The following is a 21,744-nucleotide window of genomic DNA, read 5'->3' as shown; positions in this document are numbered from 1 at the left end:
CCAGAGGCCCCCCATGTTCATCCAGAAAAACAAAGAACACTCCCCCGTCGTCCATAGCCTGCTGGGCAAGGGCACGCTCTGGAAGGGCGAAATCCACACCGGCGAGCATTCCCTGCGGATCGAGGGCACCGTGGAAGGCACGATCCACAGCGAAGGCGAAGTCACCATCGCGCCCTCAGGCATCGTGAACGGCACCATCCACGCCAAGCACATGATCGCCACGGGCCGGGCCAAGGGCGTGTTCAAGATCCTCGAGTGCCTGGAGATCCACGGCACCGGCTGCGTCGAAGGCGACGTGGAGGTCGGCAGCCTGGTGGTGGACGAGGGCGGAACCCTCCAGGGCACCTGCACCCGCCGGGGCATGAACAAACCCGAAAACCTGGCCCGAAAACCAGAGGACAAGCCAGAAGCCAAGCCGGAGATCAAGACCGACAAGGCCAAGGCCGAGACCAGGAAGAATGGCTCCACGGCCCATGCCCCGGTGCACGTGACCATTCCGGCCCACACCGGCATCGAACACAAAGGCGAGGACGCAGCCGGCCTGCTGGTGGGCGCAGGGGCCAACGGCAAAGGGAACGAGCGCAGCTAGCCGGGGAACAGCCCGGGCATCCAAAGCCCGGTCTTCTCGGGTAGACCCAACGATGCATTGAGGTTCTGGACGGCCTGCCCCGCCATGCCCTTCATCAGGTTGTCCAAAGCGACGAGGATGGCGGCGCTGCGGCCTTTCACCGCAAGGCCGATCTCGCAGAGGTTCGTGCCCACGACGGACGCGATGCGCGGGGATCCTTCCACCAGCCGGATGAAGGGCGCCTCCCCGTAGGAACCCTGGAAGCGGCGCCGCAGCGCGGTTTCATCCAGGCCTTCGGGGAGCCGGAATTGCAGCGTGGCGAAGATGCCCCGCACCAGCGGCGCGGAATGGGGCACGAAGGAAAGCAGGCCGGCGATCCCCAGGCTTCGCGCCAGTCCATCCATTTCAGCCTGATGCTGGTGTTCCAGGGCCTTGTAGGCCCGGAAATCATGGGCCCGCGTGGGGTGGTGGGCGGTCTCCGAAGGCAGGGCGCCGGATCCGCTGGAACCCGTGACGCCGCTCACCGCGATGAACCCCAGATCGAGACCATCCAAGGGCAGCAGGGCCAATTGCACAGCGGTGGCGAAGCAGCCGGGATTGGCGATGCGGGTGGCTCCCCGCAACGCCCCGCCCTTCCATTCCGGAAGCCCGTAGACGAAGCTCCCAAGCCGATCGGCGCAGGGGTGCGGCTTGCCGTAGGCCGCTAAGAAGGCAGCCCCGTCCTCTAGGCGGAAATCGCCGCTGAGATCGATAAGCCGGACGCGGTCCGCGATGCCCGCGAGCTTCCAGGCGGATTCCAGGCCGGCCAGCTGATGCGCCAGGTCGAAGTGCGGCTGCGCCGAGAACACGGCGATGGCTTCATCTTCGGAAAGGGCCGCCCAGTCCACGTCCGCCTCATAGACGCCATCCACGAATCCCCGGAGGTTCGGGTGGGCCTTCCAGAACGGTTGGCCGACATGGGACTTGGACACCGCCAGGATGGACGCCACGTTGGGATGGCCGCCGAGGAGGCGCAACAGCTCGCCGCCGCCATAGCCCGCGGCGCCCAGGATGACCGCGCGGATTTTCACGCGTGCCCCGCTTTCCGGCTCTCGATGAGGTCCAGGATGTAATCGCCGAGGCCCTGGGCATCGGTGCGGGCGTTCCGGGCCGGCAATCCCAACTGCTCTTCCACGAACCGCACCCCCACGCGGTTGTCCGTGGCGGGGCCCGCCACAAGATCCACGGAGATTCCGAAGGTCTCCTTCAGGAATTCCACGCCTCCGGCCACGCCCACCGGATCGTTGGCGCAGAGCACGAAGGCCGCGGCGAGGGCTCTCAACTCAGGGTCCGCTAGGATGGCCTGGACGCCGTACTCGCCCATGATGCCGTCCCCGGTTTCGGCCACGATGATATCCACGCCCCGGGACGCGGCTTCGGAAAAGAGCACTTTGGCCGCCGCCGCGGAATTTTCCGCGTTGGTGGCCACGACGCCCGCATCCGTGAAATCCAGCGCCACCTCGGCGCCGTAATCGCGCAACCCGAGGATGTCTTTCATCAAGCTGATGCCCGTGAGCTTCAACCCGCCCACCCGCATCCCAGCGGCCCGGAACCGCCGCACCAGGGCGCAGGCAGCGGCGGTCTTGCCTGAATTCATGCAGGTGCCCGCCACGAACACCACGGGGCAGGTCGGCAGCGGGCCGCCGCGTTTCAAAGCGCCCTGCTGGATCTTGGCGGGATGGCCCTGCCGCTTCTGGAATTCCGGGTAGACCAGGACCTGTCCCAGCACTTCGATCTCGAAGGGCGGCCCCACATCCGGGTTATGGGAAACGCAATGGCCGAGCACGCCGCCCAGGTTCAGCACGTTGAGCCGGTCCCCGGCCTTCACGGCCGTGGGCAATACGCCCTCGTAGCCGTGGAGCGCGTTGCGGTGGCCCAGGGCCCCTACGATGAGATCGCCTTTCTGCAGCATGCTCATGCGGCCGAACACATCCTCCAGCTGGTTGTAGACGCTCTTGTCGCCCAGGATCCGGCCCGCCAGGACCGTGCCTGATTCAGCCGTGATGGATTCGGTCAGCGTCACCATCCGGTCCAACCGGAGGTTCCGGGTCACGGACGCGACTTTGTCGAGATGGATCCTCATCGAGCACCTCCAGCCTTTAAGGCGAGCATCTGGGGAACCCCGTAGAGTTTCGCGAAACCGGCTGCCTCGGCTCCGCTCCACAGGTGGTTGGACTCGCCGTAGCTGGCTATGTGCGGATTCATCAGGCCGAACGGCGATCGCACCCCGTCCACCGAAAAACAGCGCGGGCGCAGGGTCAACCGCACGTCGCCGCTCACCCTCGCCTGGCTGGACAGCAGGAACGCCTCCAGATCCCGCACCAGCGGGTCGAAGAACTTTCCTTCGTGGAGCATGGAGCCGTAGAGGTTGCCGATGGATTCCTTCCAGAAAAGCTGCTGCCCGGACAGCACGAGCTTCTCCAATTCCCGGTGGGCGCCGATGAGCAGGTGGGCCGCCGGGGCTTCGAAGCCCACGCGGCCCTTGATGCCGAGGATCGTGTCCCCAAGGTGCACGCCCCGCCCGATGCCATAAGTCCTGCCCAGCCGGTTCAGGGCCATGACCAGGGCCACAGGTTCCAGGGCCGCGCCGTTGAGCGCAACCGGCACGCCCTGCTGGAAGGAGATCATGATTTCGATAGGGGATAGCTCCGCGGAAACCGCGCCGCCCGGAAAGGCCGGTTCGGGCAGGGAGGACCAGGAATCCAGAGTCTCCGCGCCGCCGATGCTCGTGCCCCACATGCCTTCATTGATGGAATAGGTTGCGGTCTTGGCTGGCACTTCGACGCCCTTGGACGCGAGGAAAGCCACTTCGTCCGCCCGGGACAGCGCCAGGTCGCGGATGGGGGTGAGGATGGAAAGCTCCGGCGCCAGGCTGCGGAAGGCCACATCGAAGCGCACCTGGTCATTGCCCGCGCCGGTGGAGCCGTGGGCCAGGGCGTCGACGCCCAGTTCCCTGCCGGCCGCCACCACCGCCTGGGCCTGGCAGACCCGCTCCGCGGAAACCGAAAGCGGGTAGGCCTGGCCCCGCAGCACATTTCCGTAGATCAGGTAGCGCAGGAAACCATCGAACAGCGCGGCCCGCGCATCCACCGTCCGGTGCGACACGGCGCCCAGCGCCGCGCTGGCCGCCTCGATGCGGGCCAGCTCCTCGGCGGAGAAGCCGCCCGTATCCACCGTCGCGGTGTTGACCGACCAACCCTGCTCCCGCAGATGAACCACGCAAAAGGAGGTGTCCAGCCCGCCCGAAAATGCCAATAGGACCTGGTTAGCCATTCATGTCTCCGGATGCGAAAAGAGCTGATTCCTTGGCGGCGAAAAAACTTCTTTTCTGCTGGATCCAAGCCCGCTGGCCATCCAATTCCGCCTGGGTCTGGCCGAGGCCGAGATCCGAGGAAGAACCCACATGCGTGGCGGTCCGCGCGCCGCGATCCGGGCTGAATGCGCCCTCCTGGATCTGCTTCCCCACCGCCTGGTAGGCATCCCGGAACGTGAGGCCCTGCGCCACCAGTCCGAAGGCCTGCTGCGCGGCGAACAAATCGTCCGAGCAGGCCGCTCCGGCTTTGTCCGCGTCCACCGCGAGGCCCGAAACCACCTGGGCGAGGATATTGAAGGCCTCCGCTCCGCCGGCCAGCGCCGCAAACATCGGCTTCTTCAAGAGCTGCAGCTCCCGGTGGTAGTTCGAGGGCAGGCCGATGGCGATCTGCTCCACCTGGTGCGCCAGTCCCCGCAGCTCGGCCACCCGGCCGCGCAGCAGTTCGACCACGTCGGGATTCCGCTTCTGCGGCATGATGCTCGACCCGGTGGTGAAGGCATCCGGAAGGGCCATGAAGCCGAATTCCTGCGTGGTATAGAGGGTCAGGTCCCAGAGGGCTTTTTCCACGACGAAAGCCGCGGAATTCAGCCAGTGGAGGATGGCCAATTCATGTCTGCCCCGGGAATTCTGGACATCCACCACGCTGCGTTGAACGGCGGAGAACCCCAGCAGTTCCGCCACCAAGGGGCGATCCAGGGGCAGCGGCGCGCCGAAGCCCGCGGCGCTGCCCAGGGGACATTTGTCCAACCGGACCAGGAGCGCCTTCAGCGCCTCCAGTTCCTCCAGCAGTCCTTCGGCGAACGCGGCGCCCCAAAGGCCGAAGCTCGAGGGCATGGCCCGCCGGAGATGCGTGTAGCCGGGCATCGGGACCTGTTGATGGGTGGCTGAGAAATCCAGGAAGGCCTGGGCCAGCTCCGCGACTCCTTCACCGATATCCAGGAGCGCCTGCCGGTAGAACAGCCGCAGGGCGAGGATCACCTGGTCGTTCCGCGATCGCCCCAAGTGGATGCGCCGCCCCGCTTCGCCGAGCGTTTCGGTGAGATGGGCCTCGATGGCCGTGTGGCAATCCTCCTGCTCCGTTGAGATCGTGAAGGCCCCGGCCCTGGCCAGATCCAGGACCACTTTCAGTTCCGCCACCAGGGCCTTGGCGTCCTCGACGGCCAGCAACCCGGCGGATGCCAGCATCCGCGCATGGGCCGCCGATCCGATGGCGTCGAAGGGAGCCAGGACCAGGTCCGTGGCCGGATCATCGCCCACGGTGAAGCGGTGGATGGCTTCGTCCAGAGGCAGCCCCTTGGCCCAGAGCTGTGGGCCGCCGGTCTTCTCACTGGGCATGGCAGGCCTCAGGGTTGTCCTGCCGGGCCGAGGCCACTTCCTCGAAATAGGCGTGGATGAGTTTCAGGTAGCAGTCCACCCCGGCCTCCAGCTCCGAACGGGTGAGGTATTCATTGGGCTGGTGGCTCCGGTGGGTGTCGCCCGGGCCGATCTTCACGGTGGGAATGTCTCCCAGGAAGGCCCAGTCGCTGGTGGTGTGGGACCCCACGGGACCCTTGTTGCCATTGGCTTTCAGGGCCGCCTTGAGAATGGGCTGCTCCGCCCCGGTGGCCTTGGGCAGGTAGCGCGCGGAATGGATGATGACTTCGCTTTCGAGCTGGGAGGCCAGATCCTGTGCCAGGGCCTGGTGATCCTGGTTCGGCGTGGTCCGCAGGTCCACGAAGAACTCGCAGGAATCGGGCACCTGGTTCCGCGTGAGGCCCCCGGCCAACTGGGTCACCTGCGCCTTGGCCGCCCCCAGCAGGGGATGGCCGGGAAAGCTCATGGCCGCCAATTTCGTGATGTCCCGGGCGGCACGATGGATGGCGTTGTCTGCGAGGTTCGAATGGGCCACGTGGGCGCTGCGGCCATGGGCTACGCATCTGAGGAGGAGCATCCCCCGCTGCGCGCCGCAGGCCTGGAGGTTCGTCGGTTCGCCCACCAGGGCCGCATCCAGGGGACCGAGATCCTTCAGGATGGTCGCGATGCCCTCGCCTCCGGTCTCCTCCTCGGCCGTGAACGCGAACACGGCCGTTCCGTCGGACGGCGGAGCTTCCGCAAGCTGCAGGGCCGCGCAGATCATGGCGGCCACGCAGCCCTTGGCATCATTGGAACCCAGTCCGTAGAGCCGCTCATCCTGCCACGTGGGATGGAAGGGTTCCGAATCCCAGCCGGCGCTCGGGGGCACCGTGTCGAGGTGCGAATTCACCAGCAGCCGGGGGAGGCCGCCGCCCACCTCGAACCAGAGGTTGTTGTTGGAGCGTTTTACCGCGAAGCCGCTCGCTTCAAGCAGGGAGGTGATGCAATCGGCGATGGCCCCTTCATGGCCCGAGGGGCTTGGGATCGACACGAGGCTTTCCAGGATCTGGGCCGGGGTCATACGCCAACCTCGCTGGGTTGGTGCGAGGAAGGCGCCAGGCCGTGCTCCCCCGCGATCATGGTGCCGCTGCCTTCGTTGGTGAAGACCTCCGTCAACAGCGCATCCGGGGCCAGGCCGCTCACCAGGTGGATGCTGGGCACGCCCCCGCCAGGGCTTTCCTGGCGGCATCCAGCTTAGGTCTCATCCCGGCCGTGATGGCCCCGCTCTCCTCAAGCTGGGCAAGCTTTTCCACGGTCGCGAACGGAACCAGGGAGGATGGCCGTTTGACATCCGCCAGGAGCCCCGGCACCTTCAGCAGGAAGAACAGCTTTTCCGCGTTGATCGCCGCCGCGACGGCGGCCGCGAGGGTATCGGCATTGGTGTTGAACACCGCGCCATCATCGTCTCCGGTGAGGGGCGCGATGACCGGCACGAATCCCCCCTCGAGAAGATGGGTGAGGATCGAAGGATCCACGGACTGGATATCGCCCACCAGGCCGAAGTCCACGGAGGCCGGTTCCACCGCGCCATCCGCCTGCACCAGGACCGGAGGCCGCCTGGTGGCGCTGACGAGACCCGCATCGACGCCGCTTAATCCCACGCAGGGCAGGCCGGCGGCCCGGAGATCCGCCAGCAGATCCATGTGCAGCTTGCCCGCGAAGGCCATCTTCGCCGCATCCAGCACCGCAGGGCTGGTGATGCGGCGGCCGCCGACCTTGGCGATGGGCAGATCCATGGCTTCGCAGAGCTGGTCCAGGGAGGAGCCGCCGCCATGGACGACCACCAGGCGGATGGAAAAACTCCACAGCAGCGCCAACTGCTCCGCCACGGCTTTCCGGATGGCCGGCTGGTCCAGCAGTTCCCCGCCCAGCTTCACGACGAAGGTCTTCTGGCGGAACTGCCGCACGTACTTGGCGGCGGACCGAAGGGTGGCGTAGGGATTCGGCGTGTGGGACATGGTCGGCTCCGGAGGTGAAAGTTTAAAAGTTCAAAAGTTTAAAAGTTCAAAAGTTAAAAAGTTAAAAAGTTAAAAAGTTAAAAAGTTGAGAAGTTGAGAAGTTGAGAAGTTGAGATTGAAATTTTCTAAAAGAGGAGATGAAAGCAGCGCGAGTGTTGGCTCCTAGATTTTTTTAACTTTTTAACTTTTTAACTTTTTAACTTTTTCGACTTTTTCGACTTGTTTGGCTTTCCGACTTTCGGCCCGACGCTCAGTTGTTCAGCAGCCAATCCAGCAGCGCGCGCTGGACGTGGAAGCGGTTCTCCGCCTCATCCACCACCCGGCTGCTGGAATGGTCCAGCACGCCGTCGGAGACTTCGACATTGCGGCGCACCGGGAGGCAGTGCAGGAAGATGGCCTCCAGGGAGGCCTTGGCCATGTGCCCGCGGGTCAGCATCCAGTCGGCATTGGATGCCGCGGCTTCAGCGCCCAGGCCCGACGCGGTGGAAGGTCCCCAGGCTTTGGCGTAGACGGCCTTGGATCCTTTCAACGCCCCGTTCTGATCATTCGTGACGGTGACGCTCCCCCCAGTGTAGGCCGCGAAGGCCTTGGCTTCCGCCAGCACCGAAGGATGCAGTTCGAATCCCTTGGGATGGGCCACGCGGATCTCGCAGCCCGCCGCGGCAGCCGTGAGCAGGAAGGAATTGGGAACGGCTTTCGGAAGGGGCTTGATGTGGGGCGCCCAGGTCAGCGTCACGGGCACTTTCCGGGTGGCCCCGAAGGCCTCCTTCACTGTCAGCAGATCCGCCAGGCCTTGGCAGGGATGCTCCCGGGCGCTCTCCATGCTGATGACGGGCACCGTCGAATACTGCCGGAAGGCATTCATGACCGGGTCCGAATGGTCGGCATCATCATCGGCGCAGGTGGCGAAGGTCCGCACCGCCAGGGCGTCCACGTACCGCGCCAGCACGGGCACGGCCTCCTTCACGTGCTCGGCGCGGTCGCCGTCCATGATGGCCCCCAGGCGGTCCTCCAGCTTCCAGACGCCGTTGCCGACCTCCAGCACTACGGCGTTGCCGCCGCCCCGGGCCATGACGGCCTCGAAGGAGGCCCGCGTCCTCAAGGAGGGATTGAAGAAGACCATCCCCAGCAATTTGTCCACGAGGTGCTTGGGATGGTGCCCCTTCCATCTGGCCGCCTTGGCCAGGATGGCCTCCACTCCCGCGGGGCCGAGATCCTGGATCGAAGTGAAATGGTTCATGGCCTTCCTTCCGGAAATTCCTGGACGGCGTCCAGCAGCGCTTGGATGGCTTCATCGCTCAGGTTCAAGGGGGGCATCAGCCGCAGGACCTCCGGATCGCCGGAACCGCCCACGAGGATCCGCCGGGATTGCAGGAACTGCTTCAGGGCCCCGGCCTGGCCGCCCGCCCGGAGTCCCAGCAGCAGCCCCTCCCCCTGCACGGCGGTGACCACGGTTCCGGCCAGGCCCTGCCGGATGAGCCGGGAGGCTTCCGCCGCCCTGGCCATCAAGCCTTCGCTATGGATCACGGACAGGGTGGCGAGCAGCGCCGCGCAGGCGATCGGGCCGCCCCCGAAGGTGCTGCCAAGGTCCCCCGGTTTCAGCCGGGAGGCCACCTCGGCGCTCAGCAAAAGGGCGCCCATGGGCAGGCCGCTGGCGATGCCCTTCGCGCAGGTGGTGATGTCCGGCCGCACCTCGTACACATGGGATGCGAACGGCTTGCCCAGCCGGCCGAGACCGGTTTGCACCTCATCGAAGATCAGGAGCGCGCCGGCTTCCCGGCACTTGGTCCGGACGGCCTGGAACCACTCGGCGCCAGCGGTCTTCACCCCGGCCATGCTCTGGATGGGTTCGAGGATCACTGCGGCATAGGCGCTGAAATCCGCGGCTTCCAGCGCCGCCAGGTCCCCGAAGGGAAGGAAGGTGGTGGGCACCAGGAAATCCTCGTAGTCCTTCCGGAGCTTCGCGTCGTCCGTCACGGACAGGGCCAGCAGCGTTCTGCCATGGAAGGAACCCTCGAAGGCCAGGAAGGCCTTGCGGCCCGTCAGTTTCAGCGCGATCTTCAGCGCGTTTTCCACGGCCTCGGCGCCGGAGTTGCAGAAGAATACCGAGGCCGGCCCGTCCGCGAAGGCCACCAGCGCGCGCGCCGCCTGGTCCCGCAGCGGGATCCGCGCGGCGGTGGAGTAGAAGATCAGCTCCCCGGCCTGGGCCGAAATGGCGTCCACCACCGTGGGATGGCTGTGCCCTGTGGCGCATACGCAGTGGCCTCCGTAGAAGTCCCAATAATCGAGGCCGTCGTCATCGAAGACCCTGTCCCCGCGGCCATTCATGATGGGGAAGGGATAGGTCGCGTAGGTGGGAAGCAAGGCTGGAATGGCAACTGTATGCACGTGTGGCCGCATAGATCCGCATGAACCGGACCATTCCGGTCATTGAATGCATATTATGCACATTTTCATGATGCGCCGGTCAACACTAAATTTTATCTCCAGCGCGATCATCAATATTTCCGCCAACCTCGAATCCTGCAGGCCGCCTCCGGCGTCTTGAATATTCACGTATGAAGCTGCATACTTCTGCCATGAGCCGGACCCTGGACGAAATCATCCTCCACATCATCGAGAAGCACGCCCTGTCGGACCAGGACGCGCTCCGGGCCATGCTGCTGAAACTGGGCCATGACCTGACCCAGCCCACGCTGTCCAGGCACTTGAAGAAGCTGAACGTGCTGAAGGTCGAAGGCCGCTACCGCCGGGTCGAACCGGCCCATGCGACCCTGCCGACCTTCATCATCAGCGAAGCGCCGCCGAACCTGCTGGTCCTGCGGACGGAGCCGGGCTTCGCCAACGCGCTGGCCATCAAGCTGGACACCCTGCAGATCCCGGGGCTGGCGGGCACCATCGCCGGCGACGACACCATCTTCATCGCCGTGCAGGGCCAGCGGTTTCTCTCGTCCGTCAAGGCGGCGGTGGCCTCGGCACTAAGTTAATCCGAGGTTCCATACAACAAGAAGATTCACCGCCAAGACACCACACAGCGCAAGCTCCACTTGGCTGATTACGCCAGCCCGCGCGCGATTCACCTAAGCGGGCCCGCCGGGGCCCTGAATTTCATCCGCGAAGCTCGCTCATGACGAGTCCCTTTGTGCCCTTTGTGCCCTTTGTGCCTTGGTGGTGAGTCCTTTTTTTGCTTTTCGATTGAACGGAACTCGGTAGAAGCGCCCCTCATCCGAACAGCGGTCCCGGGCTGGGTTTGATGCCCAGGTAGGAGTAGGCCGCCTCCGTGGCCCGCCGGCCCTGCTGGGTGCGGTCTAGGAAGCCGATCTGCATGAGGTAGGGCTCCACCAGATCTTCCAACGCGCCGCCATCGCCTTCACCCAATGCGGCGGCCAACGTGCGCACACCCACCGGACCGCCCTTGAACTTGCCGCAGAGGGCTTCGAGGTAGTCGCGGTCCAGGCCGTCCAGGCCCAGGTCGTCCACTTCGTGCAGCTTGAGGCAGGCATCCGCGATGTCGGAGGTAATGATGCCCTGCCCCTTCACTTCGGCATAGTCCCGGCACCGGCGCAGCAGGCGGTTGCAGATGCGCGGCGTACCTCTGGAACGCCGGGCGATGGCCACGCCGCCTTCGGCGGCCAGCTCGATCTTCAGGACCTTCGCGCTGCGGTCCGCGATGACCGTCAGTTCCGTCCGGCTGTAGTAGTCCAGCCGGTGCACCATGCCGAAGCGGTCGTGGAGGGGCTTGGAGATGAGCCCGGCGCGCGTGGTCGCGCCCACCAGCGTGAAGGGGCGGAGATCCACCTTCAGCGTCTGCGCCGAAGGCCCCTGGCCGATGAGGATGTCCAGCTTCCGGTCCTCCATGGCCGAATACAGCAGTTCCTCGATGGCCGCCGGCAGCCGGTGGATCTCATCGATGAACAGGAATTCGCCTTCCTCCAGGTTCGTCAGGATCGCGGCCAAGTCGCCCTTTTTTTCCAGGGCCGGGGCCTGAATCACTTTGCAGGAGACGCTCATCTCGTTGGCCAGCACATGGGCGAGGGTCGTCTTGCCGAGCCCCGGCGGGCCGAACAGCAGCACGTGATCCAGCACTTCGCCGCGGAGCTGGGCCGCCTGGAGGGCGATTTCGAGCCTCGCCTTAATCTTTTCCTGGCCGATGTATTCCCCCAGGCGCCTGGGCCTGAGGGAATATTCGCCTTCCTCGGGTTGGAAAGCGTCCAAATCGGGATGTCGCTGATGATCCACGTCAATCCTGGAAGAAGCTTGGAAGATTCATTTCAACATGATCCGCCGCCGAAGCCTTTGCTTGTGCTGGGCTCCTGAAAGGATACCTTTGTCTTCACAAGGTTTGTCCACGGAGCTTACTTGCCCCAGCGCCACCAGATGCTTCTCAGGGACCGCCACGGGTTCGAGCGGACGCTGCTGCTGAACCGGGCGGTGACACTCGGGCGGCAGAACCACTGCGACATCGTGCTCACGGACAGCATGATCAGCCGCGCCCATCTCCGCATCGAAATGGAAGAGGGCCAGTGGTGGATCGAGGACCTGAAGTCCTCGCACGGCAGCTTCATGGACGACAAGCCCATCACCCGCGTCCCCTGGAAGGCCGGCGACACCGTCCGGCTGGCGGACGGCGCCTACTTCATCACCCTCAAATCCGAAACCCAGGCCGCCACCGAAGTGAACATGCAGGCCATCCTGCAGACCGCGCAACTGCTGGCCGAAGACGCCGAGCTGGACGACATCCTGGACCAGTCCCTGGAGCGGCTGCTCTCGATTTCCGGCACGGACCGGGGCTTCATCATGCTGCTGGAGGGCGGCGAACTCGAGGCCAAGGTGCAGCGCGGCCTGGGCAAGGAGCTGGAGCGCAGCATCCAACTGTCCATGTCGAGCGTGCATTCGGTGTTCGAGCGGGGCGAGCCCATCTGGATCCACAACGTCTCGGACAATGAAAAGCTCATGAGCCAGCAGTCGATCCTGGATCTGCAGCTCAAGACCATTCTCTGCCTGCCCCTCACCCTCAAGGGGAAGCGCATCGGCGTGGCCTACCTGGACTCCAAGCGCATCATCACAGAACCCGTGGACCGGCCGATTTTCGAGGCCATCGTCTCCCTCTGCGCCATCGCCATCGAACGGGCGCGGCTTTCCGAGGACAACCTGCGCAACCAGGTGCTCGCCACCGTGGGCCAGGTGGCCAGCAGCATCGTGCATGATTTCAAGAACGCCCTGTTCGTGGTCCGGGGCCATGCGGAGCTGCTCGAGGTCCTGAACCCCGACGAGAAATCCAAGCACCATGTGTCCAAGATCCTCGAAGCGGTCCAGCGCCTGGGCGAAATGAGCATGGATGTGCTGGACTATGCGAAGGTCAGGGAACCCCGGCGCCAGAAGGTCGACCTCACGCCCTTCCTCACCAACATGGTGGACGCCATCCGGCCCCACGCCGGGGACCTGGGTGTGCAACTGACCTGCGACGAAGCTCCCTGCGCCGCGAACCTGGATCCAGCACGCTTCGCGCGGGTCATCGAGAACCTGCTAGCCAACGCCATGGACGCGGTGGCGGAGAAGGCCGGCGAGGGCAAGGTGTCCTTGACCTGGGAGCGGGTGACCGGAGGCGTGCAGATCCGCGTGACGGACAACGGCAAAGGCATCCCCCGCAAAATCCAGCGCAGGATTTTCGAGCCGTTCTTCAGCTACGGGAAGAAGATGGGCACGGGCCTCGGCATGGCCACGGTCAAGAAGATCATCGAAGAGCACGGCGGGTCCATCGAGGTGAGAAGCGAGGAAGGCGAGGGGACGGTGGTGATCCTGACCATCCCCGACCATGTCAACGCCAAGGAGAACACCGGCGGCCTTTCGAGCACCGGCCAGAACCGCTCCCTGCGCAGGACCAATCCCCCCACGCCGAGCCCCGGCAGCGTGAGGAGCATTTGATCAGGGTCGGTTCTGGATTCGATGTCCATCGCTTCGCGGATCCAGGAGCCGGGCGCCCCCTGATGCTCATGGGAATCCAGGTGCCCTTCGACCGCGGCCTCGAAGGGCACAGCGATGCGGATGTCATGCTCCACGCGCTCATGGATGCGCTGTTGGGCGCCGCGGGACTCGGGGACATCGGCCAGCACTTTCCGGATACCGATGCGGCATTCAAGGATTCGGATTCTGCGCGACTGCTGGAGCGCGTCATGGACGAGCTGCGGAACCGCGGGTGGCGGGTGGAAAACGCGGATGTCTGCCTCATCGGCGAAAGGCCCAGAATCGGCCCCTACCGCCAGGCCATGCGGGAACGGATCGCGCCCATCCTGGGCATCGGCGCCGAAGCCTTGAACGTGAAAGCCACCACCACCGAAAGGCTGGGATTCACCGGACGCGGCGAAGGCCTGGCGGCCCAGGCCGTGGCGCTCCTCCAACGCTTGGGATAGGGTTCGGCCCAGGAACCTCCCGCGCGCTGTCGACAGTTCTTGGAGAGGTCCCCATGCTCCGTCCCCCGCACGTCCTTGCTTCCCTCCTCGCGGCAGCTGCGCTGCCCCTTGCGGCCCAGCCCGCTCAGGAGAGAATCCAGACAGGATTCAAGACCCTGAGCACAGGCAGTTGGGAGACGGCCCTCAAGGAGTGGACCCGGGATGGAATCTGGGTGGATGTGGATGGAAGACTCAAGGCGAAGCTGGATGCCTTGATCCCAGGTCCCCGAAGCGTAGGGCATTGGGAATCCGTGAATCTCCCCTACCTCGCCGCCACTTGGCAACGCCACTGGATGATGGCCGGCTTCGACCAGGGCGCTGTGTTCTTCGTGTTCGATTTCCTGCTGCACAAAGGGCAATGGCGCTTGATTTCCCTCCAGGCTACCGAGGATCCGACGATCGCCCTGCCCCATCTGGATCTGCTGCCCGGCACCCTGGCGCCCCGGAAGAACGAGTAGGCTGGCCTGGAAGACGCGACAGCGGCTAGCGTCCAGAATCCGCCAGCCATGCCAGGGCGCGACGCCGGAGTTCCTCGGGCGTGTTCCGATCGGGATCCTCGATCACCGCCTCCAGCAGGTGTTTTTGAAGCAGGCCCACCCAGGGTCCGCCGCGCCTCCCGGCAAGAGCCATGAGGGCCTTGCCGTCCAAGGCCAAGGCGGAGGCGCTCAAGGGAGGCCTGGCCTCGGCGAGCCGCCCGAGGCGCTCCATCACTTTTTGGTGTTCAAGGCGGTTGAGGTCCTCGCCGAATCCCTTCGCCAACTGGTCGGCGATTCGAAAGCGGCCCCATTGTTCCAACGGCAGCCCATCTTCCGATAGCTTGCCGAGAAAGCGTCGGCAGGCCGCATCGCTCCATTCGGCCGTGGGGTGGGTTCCATGGTGGCGCACCAGGGCCAGGACCTCCCGGGTGAAGGCGTGGCCGACTTTCAAGCGCGCGAAAATGATGGAAGCGATTTCCAGCGAAAGCGCCTCGTGGCCATAGAAGTGCACGCCGCTGCCGCCATCCTCGGTCCGCGTGGGCGGCTTGCCCACATCGTGCAGGAGCGCCGCCCAGCGCAACGCAGGTTCCGGAGGAGCGAAGGCGACGGTTTCCAGCGTATGTTCCCAGACCGGAAATCGATGGTGGCGGTTCTGGGCGCAGCCGAGCATGGGCCTCAACTCGGGCAACCAGAGGTCCAACAGCCCCGAATCGGCCAGGAGTTGCAGCCCGCGCTTGGGTTCAAGCCCGCAGAGCAGTTTGGTCCATTCCACGAAAACCCGCTCCACGGACACTTTGGCTGACACATCCAACCGCTTCGGAATCGCGGACAGCGTGGCTTTCTCGATCCCGAAACCCAGTTGCGAGGCGAAGCGGCAGGCCCGCAAGGGGCGGAGGCCATCCTCGGCGAAGCGTTTCAATGGATCGCCCACCGCCCTGATCAGGCGTTCCTCGAGATCGCTTTTCCCGCCGAAGGGGTCGATGACCCGCTCGGTTGCTTCAGCCCCCTCCAGGGATTCCACGGGCAACGCCATGGCATTGATCGTGAAATCGCGGCGGGCCAGGTCCTCCTGGAGGCTCACGCCCAGGTGCACGGATTCGGGGTGGCGCCCGTCGCGGTAGTCCCCATCGCCGCGAAAGGTCGTGATCTCGAATCCATGGCCATCCGCTAGAACCGTCACCGTGCCGTGCTGGAGCCCGGTGGGCAAGGCTTTCAGCCCAGCCGCCCTGGCGCGCCGCATCACGTCTTCCGGCATCAGCGCCGTGGCCAGATCCATATCCCCGGCCTCGCGCCCCAACAAGTGATCGCGGACCCAGCCGCCCACCACCACCACTTGCGCCCCTGGCGCCAGAGCCTCGGACACGCGGGCGAGCGCCTGCCGGATGGGACCCGGGCCTTCCTTCACGGGGCGCCTTCGGCCATCCGCCTCAAGGCTTCGCCATCCACCCGGCAGGTGATCCAATCCTTCATCAGCCGGGCGCCCATGGCTTCATAGAACCTGATGCTCGGTTCATTCCAGTCCAGGACTTGCCACACGTAGCGGGTGCAGCCGTGGTCCACGGCGATGCGCGCCAAATGCTTGAGCAGGGCCTTGCCGATGCCGAAGCCGCGGAAAGGCGGCCGGACGAAAAGATCCTCCAGGTACAGCCCCGGCTTCCCCTGCCAGGTGCTGAAATTGAAAAAGTAGAGCGCGAAACCCGCGGGCTGGCCTTCCCACTCGGCCAGCACCACATGGATGAGCGGATTGTCTGAAAAGGCATGGCGCAGGATGTCCGCTTCGGTGGCAATGGCGGCTTGGGGATCCCGCTCGTATTCCGCCAACTCGCGGATGTACTGGAGGATCAGGGGAGCATCTTCTGGGATGGCGGGCCGGAGCTTGAGCATGGTTCTATGCTACCCATATGGACCGATCCACGGCCTTGCACCTGTACGAAACGATGCTGCTCACGCGGCTGGTCGAAGAGCGGCTGGTCAAGCTCTTCCGCCAGGGCCATACCATGGGCAGCGTCTACCGCAGCCTGGGCCAGGAAGCCACCGCCTGCGCCACGGCGCTGGCCTTGGGTCCGCAGGATGTCATCGGCCCCATGATCCGGAACCTGGGTTCCATGCTGGCCCGCGGTGTGACCCCCAAGGAGATTTTCCTTCAATACCTGGGGCGGGCCGTAGGACCCAGCGGCGGCCGGGAGCACAACAATCATTTCGGCAGCGTGGCCCGGGGCATCATCGCCCCGACCTCCATGCTCGGCGCGCTCATTCCTGTCATGGCGGGCGTCGCGCTCAGTTTTCAGCAGAAGCAGGAACCCAGGGTCGCCATGACCTGGATCGGGGATGGCGGATCCTCCACCGGCGCCTTTTCCGAAGGCCTGAATTTCGCCGTGGTCCAGAAACTCCCCCTCATCGTGGTCGGCGAATTGAACGGGTTCGCCTATTCCACGTCCCCCGACAAGCAGATGAAGGGGCACATGCGCGAACGGTCCCAGGGCGCCAGCACGATGGTGGTGGATGGAAACAATTCCTTGGAGGTGCTGGAATCCTCCAAGCGGGCGCGGCAGATCTGCCTGGATGGCGGCGGCCCCGTGTTCCTGGTATGCGAAACCTTCCGCATGAAGGGCCATGCGGAACACGACGACCAGCGCTACGTGGACCCGGGCCTGCTTGAGACCTGGTCCAGGAAAGACCCCGTCGCCCACCTCGAAGCCTGGCTTAGAGGCCAGGGTTGGCTCCCCGGGCCGGAATACCCGGGGCACCTCGAAGGAACGGTCGAACGCCAGGCCGAGGAAGCCCTGTGCGCGGAAAAAGCAGGGGCTTGAAAGCCTCGCCTGACCAGACCCCAAAACCGCTTTAAACGCCTGCGGCCTTCCCCCGTACCCAGAGCCATGCAAGGCCCGACTGGCTCGGATTCTTTTTCAGCCTCCATGGCAAAGGGGAAGGTCATGAATAAACGGTGGTGGATATTCGGTGTCATTGCCTTGGTGATCGTGGGGGGCATTCTTTTCGCCAAGAGCGGCGGCAAAGACAAAGGAGGGAAGTCCGGAGACACGCCGTTCCGCATCGGCAAGGTCCAGGCCGAAGATCTCCAGGTGAGCGTGCGCGAGGTGGGCATCGTGGACCCCTACACCAAGGTGGACGTGAAGAGCACCGTATCGGGCCGCGTGGTGGGCTTGAAAGTCCGCGAGGGCGCCATGGTGAAGCGGAACCAGGTGATGGCTGAAGTGGAACCAGACGTCACCCAGGCCCAAAGCCTTTCCGAAGTCCAGAGCAGCCTGGGCACAGCCCAACTGAACCTCAAGGACGCCGAGCGCCAATTCCTCACCCAGAAAGCGCTTGCTGATCAGGGACTGATCGGCGGAGAAGCCTACAAAGACGCGGTCATGAAACGGGACCTGGCCCGGGATGCTTTCAAATCGGCGCAAACCCGGTTCCAGATCGTGGAGGACCGGGGCATCCCCATCAATGGAAACGCTTCCACGCAGATCGCACGGGTGGCCGCCCCCATGGATGGCGTGGTCATCAAGCGGGGCGTCGAGCTTGGCGACACCATCACCAGCGGCGTCTCGAGCTTCAATGCGGGCACGGTGGTGTTCACCGTGGCGGATCTCAAGAGTCTGATCATCCGCGTGAATCTCAACGAGGTCGATATCGCCAAGGTCGCCCTGGGCCAGTCCGTGCGCATCAGCCTGGACGCCTACCCGCAGAGGACCTTCACGGGCAAGGTCCGCTTCGTGGCCCCGGCCGCGGAATTGCTGGAAAAAATCAAGGTCTTCAAGGTGGAGATCGCCCTGGATGAGCTCAGCGAATCCTTCAGGACCGGCATGAGCGCCAACGTCGAAATCCTGGGGGAAAAGCGCGTCAATGCGATATCCGTCCCCCTGGAGGCTTTGCAGCGCAAGGACGGAGAGACCGTGGTCTTCCGCCTGAAAAAGAATCTGGCTCCCGAAGACTTGAAGCGCGCGAAAGATGGGTTGTCGGGCCGCATGAAGTTCATCTGGCTGTCGGACCACTGGAAGGAATACTTCGACGCCGTGCCCGTGAAGGCCGGTGTGGCGACGCTGGAGCGCGTCGAGATCCTGAGCGGCCTTGCCAAGGACGACCAGGTGAGCCTGGAAGACGTAAGCAAGAAGAAGGTCGAAAAGGATGACGAGAACAACTAGGGCTGGGGGGTCGAGGCATGAGGGACGAGGAGCCCTCACGCCTCCTGCCTCATCCCTCATAGCTGCGAGCGGAGCGAGCCATGTCCACCATCATCCAGACCACGGCGCTGACCAAGACTTTCGGATCCAACGGCACCGCCGTCCACGCGCTGCGGGGCATCGACCTCTCGGTGGCCAAGGGTGAATTCGTGGCCCTCATCGGGCCTTCGGGCTCAGGGAAATCCACCCTCATGGCGATCGTCGGCTGCCTGGATGCGCCCACGAGCGGCGCCTACTCGCTCGACGGAATGGAGGTTCAGGGCCTTTCGGGCGGCGAGCTGGCACGCATCCGCAACACGAAGATCGGTTTCGTCTTCCAGAGCTACAACCTGATGCCCAAGGCCAGCATCCTGCGCAATGTGGAGCTGCCCATGCTCTATGCCGGCGTGGGCGGAAGGGAGCGCCGAGAGCGGGCGATGGCACTGCTGGAAAAGGTCGGGATGCCCGAAAAAGCGAAGGTGCTCCCAGGCAGCCTCAGCGGCGGGCAGCGGCAGCGCGTGGCCATCGCGCGGGCCCTGGCCAACGGGCCCGCCCTGCTGCTGGCGGATGAACCCACCGGAGCGCTGGATTCCCATACCGGCGCGGAGGTTCTGGCGCTCTTCCAGGAATTGAATGCCGCGGGCAACACGCTGGTGCTGGTGACGCATGATCCATCCATCGCGGCTCTGGCCCAGCGCCGGGTCGAGATCCGCGATGGCCTCATCGCAGGAGCTGCGTGATGGGCACTGGAGCCTTCCGCCTGCGGCTGGAATCTGCCTGGACTGAGATTCGGGAGAACCTGGGGCGTTCAAGCCTGCAAACCCTCGGCATCGTGCTGGGCGTGGCATCGGTGCTGGGCGGATTCTCCATCACCGATTCTTTCCGGAAGCGGAGCGAAACGCTCTACGTGAAGCTCGGCGGCCTGGACAAGCTCAATGTCCAGCCCAACAACATCGGCAACGACGGCACGCGCTCCGCCCTGCAGAATGCCAACCTCGGGCTGCGCGGCCAGGATATGGAGGATGGCCGCGACTTGGATCCGGTCCAGGTGGAGGGCGTGAGCGTGCAGCGCAACGCCCGTGCACGGGTGCGATCGGCCTTCGCGGACCAGGAGCGGCGCGTGCTCGGCATCAATGGCGACTACCTGGCCATCGAAGGCTACAGCATCGCCCAAGGACGCGGTTTTTCACAAACGGACGTCGGCAGCGCCTCGGCGGTGGCGGTGCTCGGCAGCGAGGCCTACCAGACCTATTTCCCTTCCGGTGGCGGCCTGGGCGCCGTGATCCGCGTGGGAGATGTTCCCGTGACGGTCGTGGGCGTGCTCCAGGAGCGCGTCTTCCGGTTCCGCGACACGCCGGGACAGGGCAACATGTTCCGCCGGAAGAACCGGATCATCGCCTTGCCCGCGACCCTGGTGCAGCAGCGCATGCAGGGGGACAGCTATCAGCGGGTGGACCGGCTCACCTTCAGGATCCCGAAGGTGGACACCATCGAGGCTTTCGCGAAAAGCCTCACGTCGGTCCTGAAGGTCAACCATCGCCTGCAGGATGATTTCCGCCTGGATGACGTGGCGGCGAGGGAACGCAAGCGGCGGGACACCGGCGACGCCTACGACATCATCTTCATGCTGAGCGGGGTGCTGGCCCTGTTGGGCGGCGGCATCGTGAATGTGAACATCCAATTGGCTTCGCTGAAGGAGCGTGTCCGCGAAGTGGGCGTGAAGATGGCCATCGGAGCCGCCGGCAAAGAGATCTTCAAGGAATTCATGACCGAGGCGCTTCTGCTCACGGCGCTCGGAAGCACTGTCGGGCTCGGTGTCGGCGTGGCCTTCTCCTGGTTCATCACCCACTACATCGGCGTTCCGCTCGGCATGGAACTGGGCAGCTTCGCATGGGCCTTTGCCCTGGCCATCGCTTTCGGATTCCTGTTCGCACTGGTTCCGGCATGGAAGGCTTCGAGGCTGTCACCAATGGGAGGCCCTGCGCTATGAATGACACGGCCTCCATCCTCCTGCCGCCGGGCCCCAGCCTGTTGGACAGCGTCGAGCCGCCGCCGGTTTCCCTCGATCAACGCCGTTCCTTCCAGGCGCGCATGGCCCTGGTGCTGGAAGTGGTCCGCACTGGGCTGGCGGAACTCGTGGCCCACAAACTGCGAAGCTTCCTGACGCTGACGCTGTTGATGCTCGGCGTCTTCGCGCTGGTGATCATGACCTCCGTGATGGACGGCGTGGTGGACAAGATCAGCACCGGATTTTCCGGCCTCAGTTTCGATGGCACGGTGATGCTGACGCCCAAGGACCCGGAGACCACTGAAGAGCAGAAGCGTTTTGCCATGAGCCCCGGCCTCCGGTACGAGGATCTCTCGCGGCTCACGGCGCCCGATGCCAAAGTGCTGGCCTTCCTTCCACGCGCCTACAAGCAGACGCCCGTGCGCGTCCTCGGCGGCACGGAGCGCACCTTCGCCATCGGCGTGACTCCGGACTATTTTCCTTGGATGAACCGCCGCATCGGAATGGGGCGCGGGCTCACGGAAGACGATTCCAAGCGCCGCAGCGCGGTCGCGGTGGTGGGTTCGAGCATCGCCTCGAAACTATTCGGCGGCGCTGATCCGGTGGGCCGCACCGTCCGGCTCGAAGGGCAGAGCTTTCTCATCGTCGGCGTCCTGGCGCCTTTGCAGGTGATGAGCGACGACACTTGGCTCGATGGCAATGGCGTGCTCATGCCGTTGGAAGCCTACATGGACCGCATGGACACCAGCCACAAGCTGAGCCAGGTGGCGGTGAAACTGAAATCCAACAAGGATGTGGATGAAGTTGGCGCCATGCTCCTGAGCCGCGCCAAGCAGGCCCACCACGGCATCGAAGACATCGAGGTGGCGGACCTGGGCGCCGAACTGGTGCGCGCCTACCAGCAGTTCAAGGACCAGATCTGGGGCTGGCAGGTGGTGTTGCAGAGCCTCGCGGCCACGGTGCTGCTGGTGGGAGGCGTGGGCGTGCTGAGCGTCATGCTCATCAGCTTCAGCGACCGCCGCTTCGAGATCGGCCTCCGGAAAGCGCTCGGAGCTTCGGACCATGAGATTTTCATCCAGTTCCTGCTGGAAGCCGTGGTGCTGGCGGCGCTTGGCGCCACCGGCGGGACCCTTGGCGGAACCATGGTCTGCAAGGCCCTGTCCGCCAATTTTCCTTATGGCCTCGTGGTGAATCCCATCGGCCTGGTCATCGCATGGGCCGTGGCCCTGGGCCTGGCGCTCATCTTCGGCCTCTACCCGGCGCTGAAAGCTTCGCGCCTGAGCCCCATGGAAGCCATGCGGTGACTGGGAAAGGAGGCCTCCGAACGCCCTCGTCGTTCCCATTCGGCGGCCCATTCCCGCAGGTTGGCGGC

20 protein-coding genes and 1 pseudogene are annotated in these 21,744 nt (G+C 64.7%); 10 read left to right on the top strand and 11 right to left on the bottom strand.

Annotated features, from left to right (window positions below; translation table 11 throughout):
- Positions 1-13 precede the first annotated feature (13 nt).
- Positions 14-589: a polymer-forming cytoskeletal protein gene (locus IPQ13_00315; GenBank protein ID MBL0209351.1), complete on the top strand. Its 576-nt coding sequence runs from the start codon at positions 14-16 to the stop codon at positions 587-589.
- Here the strand turns inward: IPQ13_00315 and argC are convergent.
- The 8 genes and pseudogenes from argC to IPQ13_00275 all read right to left on the bottom strand — a co-directional run bounded on the left by argC (position 586) and on the right by IPQ13_00275 (position 9,658).
- The gene (gene argC / locus IPQ13_00310; GenBank protein ID MBL0209350.1) at positions 586-1,638 is read right to left on the bottom strand and encodes an N-acetyl-gamma-glutamyl-phosphate reductase; all 1,053 of its coding nucleotides are present in this window, start codon (positions 1,636-1,638) and stop codon (positions 586-588) included. The genes IPQ13_00315 and argC overlap by 4 nt on opposite strands.
- Entirely contained in the window at positions 1,635-2,690 is a 1,056-nt protein-coding gene (locus IPQ13_00305) for a hypothetical protein (protein ID MBL0209349.1), read from the bottom strand. The genes argC and IPQ13_00305 overlap by 4 nt, the downstream gene beginning before the upstream one ends.
- Positions 2,687-3,880 carry an argininosuccinate synthase gene (gene argG / locus IPQ13_00300; GenBank protein ID MBL0209348.1) on the bottom strand — a complete coding sequence of 398 codons (1,194 nt, stop codon included), beginning with the start codon at positions 3,878-3,880 and terminating at the stop codon, positions 2,687-2,689. Before argG ends, IPQ13_00305 begins: the two co-directional genes overlap by 4 nt.
- A complete protein-coding gene (argH, locus tag IPQ13_00295; GenBank protein ID MBL0209347.1) occupies positions 3,873-5,255 on the bottom strand; it encodes an argininosuccinate lyase in 1,383 nt (460 codons plus the stop codon). Before argH ends, argG begins: the two co-directional genes overlap by 8 nt.
- Positions 5,245-6,333, bottom strand: coding sequence for a M20/M25/M40 family metallo-hydrolase (locus IPQ13_00290; protein ID MBL0209346.1), 1,089 nt, complete (start codon positions 6,331-6,333; stop codon positions 5,245-5,247). The genes argH and IPQ13_00290 overlap by 11 nt, the downstream gene beginning before the upstream one ends.
- Positions 6,330-7,270: pseudogene (argB, locus tag IPQ13_00285) on the bottom strand (acetylglutamate kinase). The gene IPQ13_00290 and the pseudogene argB overlap by 4 nt, the downstream one beginning before the upstream one ends.
- Before the next feature lie 250 nt (positions 7,271-7,520).
- On the bottom strand, positions 7,521-8,510 hold the full coding sequence (locus IPQ13_00280) for an N-acetylornithine carbamoyltransferase (GenBank protein ID MBL0209345.1): 990 nt from the start codon (positions 8,508-8,510) through the stop codon (positions 7,521-7,523).
- Positions 8,507-9,658 (bottom strand): aspartate aminotransferase family protein, encoded by a 1,152-nt coding sequence (locus tag IPQ13_00275; protein MBL0209344.1) that lies wholly within the window; start codon positions 9,656-9,658, stop codon positions 8,507-8,509. Before IPQ13_00275 ends, IPQ13_00280 begins: the two co-directional genes overlap by 4 nt.
- 191 nt (positions 9,659-9,849) lie before the next feature.
- Between IPQ13_00275 and IPQ13_00270 the strand changes: the two genes are divergently transcribed.
- Complete coding sequence (locus IPQ13_00270) at positions 9,850-10,257, top strand: arginine repressor (GenBank protein ID MBL0209343.1); 408 nt, start codon at positions 9,850-9,852, stop codon at positions 10,255-10,257.
- A gap of 235 nt (positions 10,258-10,492) precedes the next feature.
- On the opposite strand, the gene ruvB is transcribed toward IPQ13_00270, so the two are convergent.
- A complete protein-coding gene (gene ruvB, locus IPQ13_00265; GenBank protein ID MBL0209342.1) occupies positions 10,493-11,509 on the bottom strand; it encodes a Holliday junction branch migration DNA helicase RuvB in 1,017 nt (338 codons plus the stop codon).
- 120 nt (positions 11,510-11,629) lie between these two features.
- Between ruvB and IPQ13_00260 the strand changes: the two genes are divergently transcribed.
- The 3 genes from IPQ13_00260 to IPQ13_00250 are packed head-to-tail and all read left to right on the top strand — an operon-like array spanning position 11,630 to position 14,177.
- A complete protein-coding gene (locus IPQ13_00260; GenBank protein ID MBL0209341.1) occupies positions 11,630-13,195 on the top strand; it encodes an FHA domain-containing protein in 1,566 nt (521 codons plus the stop codon).
- Positions 13,192-13,680, top strand: coding sequence for a 2-C-methyl-D-erythritol 2,4-cyclodiphosphate synthase (locus tag IPQ13_00255; GenBank protein ID MBL0209340.1), 489 nt, complete (start codon positions 13,192-13,194; stop codon positions 13,678-13,680). The genes IPQ13_00260 and IPQ13_00255 overlap by 4 nt, the downstream gene beginning before the upstream one ends.
- Positions 13,681-13,733: 53 nt before the next feature.
- The gene (locus IPQ13_00250) at positions 13,734-14,177 is read left to right on the top strand and encodes a hypothetical protein (protein MBL0209339.1); all 444 of its coding nucleotides are present in this window, start codon (positions 13,734-13,736) and stop codon (positions 14,175-14,177) included.
- Positions 14,178-14,202: 25 nt separating this feature from the next.
- Here the strand turns inward: IPQ13_00250 and IPQ13_00245 are convergent, their stop codons facing one another.
- Positions 14,203-15,600: an HD domain-containing protein gene (locus IPQ13_00245; GenBank protein MBL0209338.1), complete on the bottom strand. Its 1,398-nt coding sequence runs from the start codon at positions 15,598-15,600 to the stop codon at positions 14,203-14,205.
- Positions 15,597-16,079 (bottom strand): GNAT family N-acetyltransferase, encoded by a 483-nt coding sequence (locus IPQ13_00240; protein MBL0209337.1) that lies wholly within the window; start codon positions 16,077-16,079, stop codon positions 15,597-15,599. Before IPQ13_00240 ends, IPQ13_00245 begins: the two co-directional genes overlap by 4 nt.
- A 17-nt stretch (positions 16,080-16,096) precedes the next feature.
- Between IPQ13_00240 and IPQ13_00235 the strand changes: the two genes are divergently transcribed.
- The 5 genes from IPQ13_00235 (at position 16,097) to IPQ13_00215 (ending at position 21,676) form a co-directional block, all read left to right on the top strand.
- Positions 16,097-17,005, top strand: coding sequence for a thiamine pyrophosphate-dependent dehydrogenase E1 component subunit alpha (locus IPQ13_00235; protein MBL0209336.1), 909 nt, complete (start codon positions 16,097-16,099; stop codon positions 17,003-17,005).
- A 123-nt stretch (positions 17,006-17,128) separates the two neighbouring features.
- Positions 17,129-18,346: an efflux RND transporter periplasmic adaptor subunit gene (locus tag IPQ13_00230; GenBank protein MBL0209335.1), complete on the top strand. Its 1,218-nt coding sequence runs from the start codon at positions 17,129-17,131 to the stop codon at positions 18,344-18,346.
- Positions 18,347-18,426: 80 nt separating this feature from the next.
- The gene (locus IPQ13_00225) at positions 18,427-19,104 is read left to right on the top strand and encodes an ABC transporter ATP-binding protein (GenBank protein MBL0209334.1); all 678 of its coding nucleotides are present in this window, start codon (positions 18,427-18,429) and stop codon (positions 19,102-19,104) included.
- Positions 19,104-20,354, top strand: coding sequence for an ABC transporter permease (locus tag IPQ13_00220; protein MBL0209333.1), 1,251 nt, complete (start codon positions 19,104-19,106; stop codon positions 20,352-20,354). The genes IPQ13_00225 and IPQ13_00220 overlap by 1 nt, the downstream gene beginning before the upstream one ends.
- The gene (locus tag IPQ13_00215) at positions 20,351-21,676 is read left to right on the top strand and encodes an ABC transporter permease (protein MBL0209332.1); all 1,326 of its coding nucleotides are present in this window, start codon (positions 20,351-20,353) and stop codon (positions 21,674-21,676) included. The genes IPQ13_00220 and IPQ13_00215 overlap by 4 nt, the downstream gene beginning before the upstream one ends.
- Positions 21,677-21,744 lie beyond the last annotated feature (68 nt).

The sequence above is a fragment of the Holophagaceae bacterium genome (genome assembly GCA_016720465.1).
Classification (GTDB): domain Bacteria; phylum Acidobacteriota; class Holophagae; order Holophagales; family Holophagaceae; genus JANXPB01.
Note: the sequence above shows the minus strand (reverse complement) of the source record. Positions and strands in the feature narration are given on the sequence as shown.